This window comes from Enterobacter cloacae complex sp. ESBL7 (assembly GCF_041679625.1).
Taxonomy (GTDB): Bacteria; Pseudomonadota; Gammaproteobacteria; order Enterobacterales; family Enterobacteriaceae; genus Enterobacter; species Enterobacter asburiae_B.
Genome location: NZ_JBGORN010000003.1, coordinates 440,605 through 454,349 on the forward strand (window position 1 = coordinate 440,605; position 13,745 = coordinate 454,349).

Consider the following 13,745-nt stretch of genomic DNA (forward strand, 5'->3'; position numbering starts at 1 on the left):
AAGGCGAGCCGCAGCAGTGATCTGTGCCACATAAATGCGGTGAATCTGAATTAATGACGGTATTTGCGTGATGAATATCACGTATTCCAGCGGCAAAACGCGCGCCGGGGAAACGAAACGTTCAGGCGCGGTGACGCAAAAATGTGATGGCGATAGGGTTTACTTATTACCGCGTAAAAAAAACGGGGGCCGCTGGCCCCCGCTGGTTGTTTGTCAGATGCGCGATCGGTTAACGGTACTTCTTGTGGTAGGTATTACGGGTCGTCACAAACTGCTCGGCCGCCGCCTGGGCTTCCTTCACTTTGCCTTCGTTAGCCAGCTTTAGCGCGCCGTCGATCTGGCCGACCAGCACGTCAAAGCCGTGGCGGTAGTCTTTCATTTCTGCGCTGTCTGCCGCTTTGCTTTCCAGCTTCGGAGGCGTCGCTTTTTGTGCGTCGAGCGCCGCTTCACGCATTTTGGTCAGCGCGTCTTTCATTTCAGCCGCATTGTCGGTTTTCTGCACCACCTTCAGGTTTTGACCGAGGATGCCCATGTCGTCTTCAAGATCGGCAGCAAACGCAGAAGAGCCAAGAACCAGCGTTGAAGCCGCGACGATCGCTAACAGATGTTTACGCATTGCTCACTTCCTTTTTTATTATTAAAACGCCTTTACGGGTATTACTGACCGGCGATTTTCATTTCCGGCAGAAGTACAGAACCACACTGTATATTGCTACGTGTTTCAATATCGTTACCGACCGTAACGATATTGCGCCACATGTCCTTCAAATTTCCAGCGATGGTAATTTCGCTCACCGGATACTGGATTTCGCCGTTTTCCACCCAGAAGCCCGCCGCGCCGCGCGAGTAGTCTCCGGTGATGCCGCTTACGCCCTGGCCCATCAGCTCGGTGACCACCAGACCGGTGCCCATCTCTTTCAGCATCTGCTCAAAGTTCAGGCCCTGTCCGGCAATGCGCCAGTTGTGGATGCCGCCAGCGTGTCCGGTGCTTTTCAGCCCCAGCTTGCGCGCGGAGTAGTTGGTCAGCAGCCACTGGGTCAGAATGCCGTCTTTGATGATATCGCGACGTTCAGTGCGCACGCCTTCGCTGTCGAACGGCGTGGAGGCCAGCCCTTTTAGCAGGTGCGGATGTTCTTCAATGGTGAGCCATTCCGGCAGGATCTGCTTGCCCAGCGAGTCGAGCAGGAAGGTCGACTTACGGTAAACCGAGCCGCCCGCGATAGCGCCCACCAGATGGCCAAACAGACCGGTCGCCACTTCGTTGGCAAAAATAACCGGGGCCTTCATGGTGGAGAGTTTGCGCGGCGACAGGCGTGACAGCGTGCGTTCGGCACACTCTTTACCCACCCACTCAGGAGACTGCAAATCCCCCAACGCGCGGCCAATGGTATAGGCGTAGTCACGCTCCATGTCACCGTTCTCTTCGGCGATCACGCAGCTGGAGAGCGAATGACGGGTAGAGCAGTAGCCCTGCAGCATGCCGTGGCTGTTGCCGAAGACTTTGATGCCGTAATGGCTGTTGAAGCTGCCGCCTTCGGTATTGGTGATGCGCTTATCGGCCTGCAGGGAAGCCTGCTCGGCGCGCGCGGCGAGTTCGATCGCTTCGTCCGGGGTTACTTCCGCCGGGTGGAAAAGATCGAGATCCGGCGCGTCAAACGCCAGCAGGTCTTTATCCGCCACGCCTGCGTAAGGATCCGGAGAGGTATAACGGGCGATATCCAGCGCCGCCTGCACCGTACGGGCAATGGCATCCGGGCTGAGATCGGTAGATGACGCGCTGCCTTTGCGATTCTGGTGATACACCGTGATCCCAAGCGCGCCATCGCTGTTGAATTCTACGTTCTCCACTTCACCATAGCGGGTGCTCACGCTGATGCCGGTGGTTTTGCTGACCGCCACTTCGGCGCCATCTGATTTTTCTGAAGCAAGCATCAGCGCGGTGGAGACGGCTTCTTCAAGAATCTTACGCTGCGCTTCAACTTGTGAGGTTACTTTCATCGCAAATGCCATACTGTAAGAGAGAGTTATCTGAAGTCTAACAGAGAACCGTTTTTCAGTGCGCGTCTTAACTGGTAACATTAGCCTCTTTTTTTAAGGAGCCTGACATGACTAAGCAGCCCGAAGACTGGCTCGACGACGTTCCCGGTGATGACATCGAAGACGAAGATGATGAGATCATCTGGGTCAGTAAAAGTGAAATTAAACGTGACGCCGAAGAGTTAAAACAGCTTGGCGCAGAAATGGTGGAACTGGGTAAAAACGCGCTGGACAAGATCCCGCTCGACCAGGATCTGCGTGATGCCATTGAACTGGCACAGAAAATCAAGAAAGAAGGCCGTCGTCGCCAGCTTCAGCTTATCGGGAAAATGCTGCGTCAGCGCGACGTCGATCCGATCCGCCAGGCGCTGGACAAGCTGAAAAACCGCCACAACCAGCAGGTTGCGTTTTTCCATAAGCTTGAGCAGATCCGCGATCGCCTGATTGAACAGGGTGATGATGCCGTACCGGAAGTGCTGAACCTGTGGCCGGATGCCGACCGCCAGCAGCTGCGTTCCTTGATCCGCAACGCGCAGAAAGAGAAAGAAGGGAATAAGCCGCCGAAGTCTGCGCGCCTGATTTTCCAGTATCTGCGCGAGCTGTCTGAGAACGAAGAGTAATACGTGCGGTTTTACGCCGGATGGCGGCGTAAACGCCTTATCCGGCCTACAAGGTCGTGCAAAATCCAGGCCCGGTAAGCGCAAGCGCCACCGGGCTTTTTTTTACTCTGCGGCTGCCGCTTCCGCTTTCTTCGCCAGACCGTCCAGCAGCTTCTGATGGATCCCACCAAAACCGCCGTTGCTCATCACCAGAATGTGGTCACCGGGCTGTGCGGCTTTCACCACCATATCCGCGAGCGCATCCACATCCGCACTCCAGTGCGCAGGCTGAATGCAGGCGTCGGCCACTTCGGCTACCTGCCACGGTATATGCTGCGGCTGCAGCAGGAAGACCTCATCGGCACGCCCTAACGACGGCGCGAGGTCATCTTTGCAGATGCCCATCTTCATGGTGTTCGAGCGCGGTTCCAGCACCGCCAGAATGCGGGCAGTGCCGCCGACCTTGCCACGCAGGGCGGCAAGCGTGGCCAGAATAGCCGTTGGGTGGTGCGCGAAATCGTCATATACGGTAACGCCGTGGGCTTCACCGCGCAGTTCCAGACGGCGACGGGCATTGATAAACGAGCCCAGCGCATTGGCCGCATCCGCAGGCAGAACGCCAACGTGACGCGCCGCAGCAATAGCCATCAGGCCGTTGTGCATGTTGTGCTCACCCACCAGGCCCCACTTCACCTCACCCACTTTTTCACCGTCGAGCAGCACTTCCCACTCGGAGGCATCGGCGTTGAGTTTCTTCGCCTGCCAGTGGCCCTGCTCGCCCACCAGCTCCTGCTCGCTCCAGCAGCCCATCGCCATCGTCTGCTTCAGGTTGATGTCGTTTTCCGGCAGGATGATGCGCCCCTGGCCCGGAACAATGCGCACCAGGTGGTGGAACTGTTTCTGGATCGCTTTCAGGTCGTCAAAAATATCCGCGTGGTCGAACTCAAGGTTGTTGAGGATCAGCGTGCGCGGGCAGTAATGCACGAACTTGGAGCGTTTGTCGAAGAACGCGCAGTCGTATTCGTCGGCTTCGATCACGAAGAACGGGCTGTCACCCAGACGCGCAGAAACGTCGAAATTACCCGGTACGCCGCCAATCACGAAGCCCGGCTTGTAGCCGCAGGCTTCGAGGATCCAGGTCGCCATGCCCGCGGTCGTGGTTTTGCCATGGGTACCGGCAACGGCAACCACCCAGCGGTCGCGCAGGACGAAGTCATGCAGCCACTGCGGGCCGGACATGAACGGAATATTGCGTTCCAGAACCGCCTCGACGCACGGATTGCCGCGGGTCATGGCGTTGCCGATGATCACCAGGTCCGGCTCGGGATCCAGCTGGCTGGCATCGTAGCCCTGAATTAACGAGATGCCCTGTTTCTCCAGAAGTGTGCTCATTGGCGGATACACATTGGCGTCCGAACCTGTCACTTCATGGCCCAGCGAGCGCGCCAGCATTGCCAGTCCGCCCATGAAAGTGCCACAAATCCCCAATATATGAATGCGCATACGTCACTATCCTTCTTCAATGTGGCGCACATTTTACTCACATGTTAGCGGCTGTGAAACGCATTTCAGGTAAATCCGTATGTTGCTGGCGCGATTCACCTCTGCGCTAATATTTGAATGTTTGTTAAGATTGTTGGGCTTTAGTCGTTTTAGTGAACATACAATCGCTCTACTCACAAAGATGCAGGGAAAGTGTTATGAAAACGTTAGGTGAATTTATTGTCGAAAAGCAGCACGAGTTCTCTCATGCTACCGGTGAACTCACTGCTTTGCTGTCGGCAATAAAGCTGGGCGCTAAGATCATCCACCGCGATATCAACAAGGCCGGTCTGGTCGATATCCTGGGTGCCAGCGGTGCCGAGAACGTTCAGGGCGAGGTTCAACAGAAGCTCGATCTGTTCGCAAATGAAAAATTGAAAGCTGCACTGCGCGCGCGCGACATCGTTGCGGGTATCGCCTCTGAAGAAGAAGATGAAATTGTTGTTTTCGAAGGGTGTGAACACGCTAAATACGTTGTTCTGATGGATCCGCTCGACGGCTCCTCAAACATCGACGTTAACGTTTCTGTCGGTACCATTTTCTCCATCTACCGCCGCGTCACGCCTGTTGGCACGCCGGTGACCGAAGAAGATTTCCTGCAGCCGGGCATTAACCAGGTTGCTGCCGGTTACGTCGTTTATGGCTCCTCCACCATGCTGGTGTACACCACCGGCTGCGGAGTTCACGCCTTTACGTACGATCCTTCACTGGGCGTTTTCTGCCTGAGCCAGGAACGCATGCGCTTCCCGGAGAAGGGCAACACCTACTCCATCAACGAAGGCAACTACATCCGCTTCCCGAACGGCGTGAAGAAGTACATTAAATTCTGCCAGGAAGAAGATAAAGCGACCCAGCGCCCGTACACGTCCCGCTATATTGGCTCTCTGGTCGCGGATTTCCACCGTAACCTGCTGAAAGGCGGTATCTACCTCTACCCAAGCACCGCCAGCCACCCGGACGGGAAGCTACGCCTGCTGTACGAGTGCAACCCGATGGCGTTCCTCGCCGAACAGGCGGGCGGCAAGGCGAGCGACGGTAAAGAGCGTATTCTGGATATCGTGCCGGAAAGCCTTCACCAGCGCCGTTCATTCTTCGTCGGCAACAACCACATGGTTGAAGACGTTGAACGTTTTATCCGTGAGTATCCGGACGCGTAATGCCTCTCTACAGGGGAGCCGTTCTGGCTCCCCTGGTCATTTATATATTTTACCGTATAAGTGTTTATAAAAAACAGGCTTTAATATTCACCACTGCTCCTGCATTATTTCCATAACAGTTTGACAGATATTTCGTGGAGCAGAATCGCAATGAACAATTATTCCCGTGCTAATACCGGCATTGATTTAAATCTTATCCCTGTATTTATTGAAATCGTCCGCTGCGGCAGCATGGCAAAAGCCTCTTTGCGTCTGGAGATGTCACGTCCGGCGGTGAGCCTGGCCTTAAAGCGCTTTAATCAACTCTTTGATGAACCGTTATTTTTCCGCAAAGGTTTATATCTTGAACCGACGGAAAAAGCGTTAGCTTTAACCAGTTCGCTGGAAATATTAATGGGTGAAATTCACGATAATATTGCGGCAGTTAATTCCGGAAAAAATAAAACCCCGGCACAGAACGTACCGGGGCTGGGTAATATTATGCAGCGGTCTGAGTCGTCACTTTGAATGATGACATGGCTTCCATCAGCTGACGCGACTGCTCCTCAAGAGAGCGGGTCGCGGCGGAGGATTGCTGCACCAGCGCGGCATTCTGCTGCGCGGTTTCGTCCATCTGATTCACCGCAATATTCACCTGCTCAATACCGCGGCTCTGCTCCTGAGACGCGGTCGCAATCTCACGCATCAGTTTGGTCATGCGCAGCACTTCTGTTGCGATTTCGTCCATCGTCTCGCCAGCCTGCTGTGCCAGCTCGCTGCCCTCGTTAACGTGGGTCTGCGAATCACTGATAAGCGATCGGATCTCTTTCGCCGCGTCGGCGCTGCGGCTGGCGAGGTTTCGCACTTCGCCCGCGACGACGGCAAACCCGCGCCCCTGCTCGCCCGCGCGCGCCGCTTCCACGGAGGCGTTAAGCGCCAGGATATTGGTCTGGAAGGCAATACCGTCGATCACGCTCAGGATGTCGGCGATGCGCGCCGAGCTGCCGGAGATATCGCGCATTTTTTCAATCACGTAGCAGACCATTTCGCTGCCGTGATCGGCCGTGTCGGACACCGACTTCGCCAGCTGGTGCGCCTGCTCGGCGTTATCGGCGTTGAGCTTCACCGTCGCGGTGATCTGTTCCATGCTGGCCGCCGTCTGCTCAAGCGACGTGGCGGTGGATTCCGTACGCTCGGCAAGATCGCGGTTTCCCAACGTCAGCTCGCGGCTACCGGTGTCAATTTGCGAGCTGGCATCGCGTACCCGCATAACCGAGTTCATCAGCGACTGTCGCATCTCCTCTATCACCGCGTTGAGGCGGTTAAACTCCTGGCTCGCGGGGGCATTCAGCGTATGGGTTAAATCCCCCGCCGCCACGTTCTCCAACTGAGCGATCGATGCAGAGAGCGGCTTGAGCAGCATATGGCGCAGCACCAGCCAGGCAAGCACGATAATGCCCGCCGTTAGCAGCGCGGCGACGATAATCAGGATCAGTACGCGGGTTTTACTCGCATGCACGGCACTCACTTCCGCCTGACCACGCGCTTCGCTCCATTTCTGGAACGCCTGCATATCGTTATCAAACTGCTTCGCCACCGGAATCAGCGTCTTCTCCAGCAGATCGTAATAACCGTCCGCGCTCTGGTCATTCAGGGTTTTCAGCATCGGGTTGATCCCCTGCTGGCTATACGTCGCCAGGCTGGCCGCCACTTTATTGAGCAGCTGTTGCCCCTGCTCGTCAGCCACGCCGCCGTCGATCACGCCTTTCAGCGTTTTCTGGGCCAGGGCAACTTCCTGATTGATGTTTTTTACCGCTTTGGCCGCATCGTCCAGCATGCCGATTTCCATCATGCGGACGGCCTGGCCCGCCTCATTGCGCGCGCGCAGGATCAGCGTATAGCCTGAATTAAGCTGCACCATCTGCTCACCCTGAAGGTGATTAATACGCTGCAGTGAAGAAGAACTCTGTGTGAGGGCATAAATGCCAATGCCGCTGACAATCAGCAGCAGAAGGGTCATAACGGCCAGTAAAGAGAGCAAGCCGGTACGAATCGATAGCGTTTTAAGCATGATATTATTTCCGGTAGCGAGATATTTCTGGGCATAAAAAAAGAGTATCGGCCGCTACCGGAAAATGTTTAGACTTTAAGCAAATTCAGCGTGTTATCTCTCTGTTACCGATGTGTTTACGCGGGTAACAGGCGAGCTTTGACGGTTCTCCCAGAGCACCGTCAGGCCACGCTGCAGGGCAATAAAAATAAACAGCAGAATGCCGATGGCGATCTTCGTCCACCAGGAGCTGAGCGTGCCGTCAAAGTTGATATAGGTTTGTATCAGCCCCTGGATCGCCACGCCGAACAGCGTTCCCAGCACCGTCCCCACCCCGCCGCTGAGCAGCGTGCCGCCGATGACCACAGAAGCAATCGCATCCAGCTCAACGCCCACGCCTGCAAGGGCATAGCCCGCCTGGGTATACACCGAGAAGACGCTCCCCGCCAGCGTCGCCAGGCCGGTCGAGAGCATATAGATGCGGATGGTGGTGCTGCGGGTGGAGATCCCCATCAGGTTTGCCGACGTGGCGTTACCGCCGATGGCGTAAACCTGATTGCCAAACCGGGTACGGTGGGCGAGGAAGATGCCAATCACCACCACGCCCAGCATCAGCAGCCCCATCGCGCTCAGGCGGCCGCCGCCGGGAATTTTCCACGCCAGGCTGGAGAGCGTGTCGTACACCGGATGGTTAATCGGAATCGACTCTTCCGAGACCAGATAGCTCACCCCGCGCAGGAAGAACATCCCCGCGAGGGTAATGATAAACGCCGGGATTTTTAACGCGTCGATCAGCAGCCCCATAAAGGCACCAAACGCGCAGCCCATCGCCAGCACCAGCGGAAACGCCACCAGCGGAGAGATCCCCCAGAAGCCGATCGCCTTCGCGAGGAACACGCCCGTAAACGCGATCACCGACCCGACGGAGAGATCGATCCCGCCGGAGAGGATCACAAAGGTCATCCCGACGGCGATGATGCCTAAAAAGGCGTTATCGGTCAGGATATTGCAAATCACGCGCGTCGACGCAAAACCGGGGAATTGGGTGAGGCAGTAGAGATACCCCAGCACAAACACGCCCAGCGTGATCATCAACGGTAAATTACGTTTTATCATGGCCACGGATCCCCTTAATGATGCTGACAAAGCGCGGCGACTGGACGATCAGCACGCAAAGCACGACCACCGCTTTCACCACCTGGTTGAGTTCCGGCTGGAACCCCGAGAGCAGGATCCCGGTGTTCATTCCCTGAATGATCAGCGCGCCAATCACCGAGAGCAGCAGGTTAAAGCGCCCGCCCATCAGCGATCCACCGCCGATCACCACCGCGAGGATCGCGTCCAGCTCAAGCCAGAGCCCCGCGTTGTTGGCATCGGCCCCGCGAATATCAGCGGCGACGATGATCCCGGCGATGGCGGCGCAGACGCCGCTCAGCACGTAGGTCAGCATCACCATCAGACGGGTGTTGACCCCGGCGTTGCGCGCGGCGCGGATGTTGATCCCGACGGCCTCAATGAACATGCCCAGCGCCGTTTTGCGGGTGAAAAGCCAGAAGACAACGAGCGTGACCAGGGCAACGATCACCGGCGTCGGGAAGAACAGAAGGTTGCCGCTCCCGATCCACGCCAGGCTCGGCGAGTTAAAGGTGACAATCTGCCCGGAGGTAATCAGCTGCGCCACGCCGCGCCCGGCCACCATTAAGATAAGGGTGGCGACAAAGGGCTGAATTTTCAGCACCGCCACCAGAACGCCGTTCCATAATCCGGCCAGCACGCCGGTGCCTAAGGCCGCCAGCAGTACCACCGGCAGGCTGTGACCGGACACGGTCATGGAGGCTGCCGTGGCCCCGGCGATAGCCATCACCGCGCCGACGGAGAGGTCAATCCCGCCGGTGGCGATGACCAGCGTCATCCCGATGGCCAGCAGCGCCACGGGCGCGGCACGGTTTAGAATGTCTATCGGGCTGCCAAACAGGCGGCCATCCTGCACGATAATCTGGAAGAAATGCGGCGCGACCAGGCTATCAACCAGCAGAACCACCAGCAGCGCTGCGATTTGCGGCGTGCCGGTTGGCCAGCTGAAGCGGCGCTTTGTCTCACCAGTTTGCGAAAGCGAACGGGGCATCACGATTTACTCCTTATGCCGCGATGGCATTCATGATCGCCGGAACGGACAGCTTATCCAGCGGGATCTCTGCCACCTGTTTGCGATCGCGCATGATGATGACGCGATCGGCATAGCCCACCAGCTCCTCCAGCTCGGACGAAATAACCAGCAGCGCCAGACCGTCCGCGCACAGGGTTTCGATAAGCCGGATAATTTCGGCGTGCGCCCCCACGTCAATGCCGCGGGTCGGTTCGTCGAGGATCAGGAACTGAGGTTTGGTCAGCAGCCAGCGGGAGAGCAGCACCTTCTGCTGGTTGCCGCCGGAGAGGAACTCGATGGGCTGTTCCGCGCTCGGGGTACGAATACCCAGCTGACGGATAAAGCGCTCGGCAATGGCGTTTTGCTCTTTACGCGGGATCGGGCGCAGCCAGCCGCGCTGGGCCTGCAGCGCCAGAATGATATTTTCCCGCACCGAGGCCGCGGCAATAATGCCGTCCGTTTTCCGATCTTCCGGGCAGAAGCCCACTCCGAGGCAGGAGGCCTGATGCGGGGATCGCAGGGTTTGCGGTTTGCCCTTGATCAGCGCGGTGCCGCTGTCGGCCGGTTTGATCCCGAATATCACCTCGGCGGTTTCGGTTCGTCCGGATCCTAACAGGCCCGCCAGCCCGACAATTTCGCCCGGGCGGACTTCCAGATTAAACGGCGATATCACGCCTTTCTTGCCGTAATCGCTGAACGCGGCGACCGGTTTCTCGCTGAGCAGCGTGCGCCCGGCGCGCTGAAGGGCGTTGGTTTCCAGCTCGCGGCCCAGCATCATTTTCACCAGCTCGATCTGCGGCAGCTCGCGGGTTTCGCGGCAGCCGACAAAGCTGCCGTTGCGCAGCACCGTGATGCGATCGCTTACCTCATATACCTGATCGAGGAAGTGGGTAACGAAGATCAGGCTGACGCCCTGATCGCGCAGCTGGCGCATCAGGGTGAAGAGCATCTCCACTTCCTGGGTATCGAGGCTGGCGGTGGGTTCGTCGAGGATCAGCACCTTTGCCGAGAGATCGATCGCGCGACAAATGGCGACGATCTGCTGCATCGCCACGGAAAAGCGGTTCAGCGGCTCGCGGACGTCAAGGGAGAAGCCGTACGACTCCATCAGCTTTGTCGCCCGCGCCTCCATCTCTTTGCGGCGCAGCAGGCCAAAACGTCGCGGCTCACGGCCAATAAACAGATTATCCGCCACCGACATATTCGGCAGCAGGTTTACTTCCTGGTACACCGTCCCGATCCCCAGCTGTTGGGCATGGGCGGTATTTTTCGGCGAAATGGCGTTGCCTTCCAGCCAGATGGTGCCGCGATCGGCGTGATAAACGCCGGTGAGGGATTTAATCAGCGTCGATTTTCCCGCGCCGTTCTCGCCCAGCAGCGCCATGATCTCACCGCGCCGCAGGCTGAAATCAACGTTATCCAGCGCCTTTACGCCGGGGAAGAATTTGCTTAAGCCCTCTGTGCGGAGGATTTCCTGGTGTTGTTCAGTGGTCATGGTTTTCCCCCTCACCCTGACCCTCTCCCCGGAGGGGAGAGGGGATTGATCGTGCCAATTGTTAATATCCAGCTCCGCCCTGCCTTTCTCCCTCTCCCCTCCGGGGAGAGGGCTGGGGTGAGGGGCGCGGTTCTTAGTAGCCCATATTCTTCTTCTTCTCTAACTCTTCTTTCGCCGTGTCAGGCAGGTAGAGCGTGGACTTGGTGACCGTCACCTTCTCAGGCATCGTGCCGTCTTTCTTGAATTTCTCCAGCGCGTCGAATGCCGGGCCCGCCATGTTTGGCGTCAGCTCCACGCTGGCGTTGGCTTCGCCGTCGATCATCGCTTTGTAGATGTCCGGCACGCCGTCGATAGAGCCGGTGAGGATATCTTTGCCCGGCTTCAGGCCCGCTTCTTTAATCGCCTGAATCGCACCGATCACCATGTCATCATTGTGGGCGTAAACCATGCAGATGTTCTTGCCGTTGTTTTCAGCCTTAATGAAGCTCTCCATGACCTCTTTACCTTTACTGCGCGTAAAGTCGCCGGACTGAGAGCGGATAATCTTGATGTTTGGCGCTTTAGCGATGGCCTCAGCAAAGCCTTTTTTACGGTCGATGGCCACGCTCGCGCCGACGGTGCCCTGCAGCTCAACGACGTTACACGGCTTGCCGTCGACCTGTTTCACCAGCCAGTCGCCAATCAATTGCCCTTCAAGCACGTTGTTGGCGGTCACGGTGGTCATATAGAGGGATTTGTCTTTGACGTCGATGGAACGGTCGAGCAGGAAGACCGGGATCTCAGCGTCTTTCGCTTCCTTCAGGACGGGTTCCCAGCCGGTCGCCACGACGGGTGCAATAAAGATGGCATCCACGCCCTGGGCGATAAAGGAGCGCACGGCTTTGATCTGATTCTCTTGTTTTTGCTGACCATCGGCGATTTTCAGGGTAATGCCGCGTTTCTGAGCCTCGCTTTTGGCAACGTTGGTTTCTGCCGCTCGCCAGCCAGATTCAGAGCCGACCTGCGAAAAACCTACGGTTAAGGGAGCGGCCATCGCCATAGACGACATGGCTGCCGAAACTGCTGTGACAAGAAGTAAGCGCTTCCACATATGAGCGTCCTCGTAGGGGTGTTTATTGTTGGTTAAAAGATGTTCTGCGAAATGACTATAGCCCATGAAATATGTAACGAATTGCGTTACATCACACTTCAGAAAAGTGAATAAAACGTTAATCACAAGTTTGTAATCGCTTTCATTTCACCATGAAAAATGCGGCTGAGTTTATGGATTTTTCTGTCATGGAAAGGGTCTGAAAAGTGGGAAAAGCGGGGAGAGAAAGCGAAAACAGGCGGAGACATTCAGCGCGAGTTGGCTATAATACCTGCCACTTGTTTACCATCCATTTTAAAGGACACCGACATGAGCTTACTCAACGTCCCAGCGGGTAAAGAACTGCCAGAAGACATCTACGTAGTTATCGAAATCCCGGCTAACGCAGATCCGATCAAATACGAAGTGGACAAAGAGAGCGGCGCCCTGTTCGTAGACCGTTTCATGTCTACCGCGATGTTCTATCCGTGCAACTACGGTTACATCAACCACACCCTGTCTCTGGACGGTGACCCGGTTGACGTGCTGGTCCCAACGCCATACCCACTGGAGCCAGGCTCCGTCATTCGCTGCCGTCCAGTTGGCGTGCTGAAAATGACCGACGAATCCGGTGAAGATGCGAAGCTGGTTGCGGTACCGCACACCAAGCTGAGCAAAGAGTACGATCACATCAAAGATGTGAACGACCTGCCAGAGCTGCTGAAAGCGCAGATCACTCACTTCTTCGAGCACTACAAAGACCTCGAAAAAGGCAAGTGGGTTAAAGTTGACGGCTGGGACAACGCAGAAGCGGCGAAAGCAGAAATCATCGCCTCTTTCGAACGCGCTGCTAAGAAGTAATTCTTACTGCTGTTAATGAAGGCCCCGCGAGTCGGGGCTTTTTTGTGCCTTTAAAAAACACATAAACTCCTGACCGTCGCGATCGTGAGCGTTATACATGCTAAGTTTCTTTCTTCAAAGCATAAAGATGGGCTACATAAAGGCGTTTGACTGTTACGGTAAAGACAGTAAATGGCAGTATCTCTGCATCATGACATTCCAGCTTGCCTGGTTTTTGTTTTACTTATGGATCCCTTATCGAAGCGATTATGTGATTCTGCTGTTTTTACTGTTTTTCCTGCCCGTCATTTCAAGCAATACGCGGTGCATAAACTACTATGGCCGTTCACGCGCCTTGTGTTTTTTATGGCTTATTGCCCCGTACATCATGCTGTTCGTTCCTCTGTTTTTAACCCGACGCCGGGATACAGAAGAGAGTTGAAGGAATAAAAAAAACAACGCCACCTCACGGTGGCGTTGTTTTTTTCAGTACTGGTCTCTGTCTAACCAGTTACCGCTTACAATCCGCGTTAACCCTTCGACCGGACGCTGGTAGACGTACATCCACGCACTTCCGTACGGCGTCTGGATCAACTGGCGTGCGTATTCACCGCCCCTGGTGCGCAAGGCATCAAGTTCGGCAAGCGTCGCGTTATCAATACGATAGACTTCACCCTGTACTGTTCCTTCGCCCGGAACCGCGCCTGGATAGTGGCCCAGGCTGTACAACTGGTAGTTCTCGATATTGTAATTCCCCAGCAGCAGGGCATTGGTCATCCAGTGACTGTTGCCTTGCTTGGTTCGTAAACTGCCGTAGACAAATATTCGCAT

At 56.1% G+C, this 13,745-nt stretch carries 13 protein-coding genes; 4 read left to right on the plus strand and 9 right to left on the minus strand.

Annotated elements, in window-relative coordinates; translation table 11 throughout:
• Positions 1-229: 229 nt before the first annotated feature.
• Complete coding sequence (gene cybC, locus ACERY3_RS15470; RefSeq protein WP_008501412.1) at positions 230-616, minus strand: cytochrome b562; 387 nt, start codon at positions 614-616, stop codon at positions 230-232.
• A 41-nt stretch (positions 617-657) separates the two neighbouring features.
• Positions 658-2,010, minus strand: coding sequence for a metalloprotease PmbA (pmbA, locus tag ACERY3_RS15475; RefSeq protein ID WP_023310180.1), 1,353 nt, complete (start codon positions 2,008-2,010; stop codon positions 658-660).
• A 95-nt stretch (positions 2,011-2,105) separates the two neighbouring features.
• Here pmbA and yjgA point away from each other — a divergent pair, with 95 nt between their 5' ends.
• Complete coding sequence (gene yjgA, locus ACERY3_RS15480) at positions 2,106-2,657, plus strand: ribosome biogenesis factor YjgA (protein WP_029739257.1); 552 nt, start codon at positions 2,106-2,108, stop codon at positions 2,655-2,657.
• Between the two features lie 102 nt (positions 2,658-2,759).
• On the opposite strand, the gene mpl is transcribed toward yjgA, so the two are convergent.
• Positions 2,760-4,139 carry a UDP-N-acetylmuramate:L-alanyl-gamma-D-glutamyl-meso-diaminopimelate ligase gene (gene mpl / locus ACERY3_RS15485; RefSeq protein WP_029739256.1) on the minus strand — a complete coding sequence of 460 codons (1,380 nt, stop codon included), beginning with the start codon at positions 4,137-4,139 and terminating at the stop codon, positions 2,760-2,762.
• A 197-nt stretch (positions 4,140-4,336) separates the two neighbouring features.
• Between mpl and fbp the strand changes: the two genes are divergently transcribed.
• The gene (fbp, locus tag ACERY3_RS15490) at positions 4,337-5,335 is read left to right on the plus strand and encodes a class 1 fructose-bisphosphatase (protein ID WP_023310178.1); all 999 of its coding nucleotides are present in this window, start codon (positions 4,337-4,339) and stop codon (positions 5,333-5,335) included.
• A 150-nt stretch (positions 5,336-5,485) separates the two neighbouring features.
• Positions 5,486-5,842 carry a LysR family transcriptional regulator gene (locus tag ACERY3_RS15495; RefSeq protein WP_033144492.1) on the plus strand — a complete coding sequence of 119 codons (357 nt, stop codon included), beginning with the start codon at positions 5,486-5,488 and terminating at the stop codon, positions 5,840-5,842.
• On the opposite strand, the gene ACERY3_RS15500 is transcribed toward ACERY3_RS15495, so the two are convergent.
• The 5 genes from ACERY3_RS15500 to ytfQ all read right to left on the minus strand — a co-directional run bounded on the left by ACERY3_RS15500 (position 5,814) and on the right by ytfQ (position 12,095).
• Positions 5,814-7,385 (minus strand): methyl-accepting chemotaxis protein, encoded by a 1,572-nt coding sequence (locus ACERY3_RS15500; protein WP_373225950.1) that lies wholly within the window; start codon positions 7,383-7,385, stop codon positions 5,814-5,816. The two genes, ACERY3_RS15495 and ACERY3_RS15500, sit on opposite strands and share 29 nt — an antisense overlap.
• A 93-nt stretch (positions 7,386-7,478) precedes the next feature.
• Complete coding sequence (gene yjfF, locus ACERY3_RS15505; protein ID WP_058840443.1) at positions 7,479-8,480, minus strand: galactofuranose ABC transporter, permease protein YjfF; 1,002 nt, start codon at positions 8,478-8,480, stop codon at positions 7,479-7,481.
• Positions 8,467-9,492: a galactofuranose ABC transporter, ATP-binding protein YtfT gene (ytfT, locus tag ACERY3_RS15510; RefSeq protein WP_213787745.1), complete on the minus strand. Its 1,026-nt coding sequence runs from the start codon at positions 9,490-9,492 to the stop codon at positions 8,467-8,469. The genes yjfF and ytfT overlap by 14 nt, the downstream gene beginning before the upstream one ends.
• A gap of 10 nt (positions 9,493-9,502) precedes the next feature.
• Positions 9,503-11,005, minus strand: coding sequence for a galactofuranose ABC transporter, ATP-binding protein YtfR (gene ytfR, locus ACERY3_RS15515; protein ID WP_029741733.1), 1,503 nt, complete (start codon positions 11,003-11,005; stop codon positions 9,503-9,505).
• 133 nt (positions 11,006-11,138) lie between these two features.
• Positions 11,139-12,095, minus strand: coding sequence for a galactofuranose ABC transporter substrate-binding protein YtfQ (gene ytfQ / locus ACERY3_RS15520; protein ID WP_014882271.1), 957 nt, complete (start codon positions 12,093-12,095; stop codon positions 11,139-11,141).
• Positions 12,096-12,404: 309 nt separating this feature from the next.
• On the opposite strand from ytfQ, the gene ppa reads away from it, so the two are divergent.
• Positions 12,405-12,935, plus strand: a complete 531-nt coding sequence (ppa, locus tag ACERY3_RS15525) for an inorganic diphosphatase (RefSeq protein WP_010427397.1) — start codon at positions 12,405-12,407, stop codon at positions 12,933-12,935.
• 465 nt (positions 12,936-13,400) lie between these two features.
• Here ppa and ACERY3_RS15530 read toward each other — a convergent pair whose 3' ends face one another.
• Positions 13,401-13,745 carry a gamma-glutamylcyclotransferase gene (locus ACERY3_RS15530; protein ID WP_014830431.1) on the minus strand — a complete coding sequence of 115 codons (345 nt, stop codon included), beginning with the start codon at positions 13,743-13,745 and terminating at the stop codon, positions 13,401-13,403.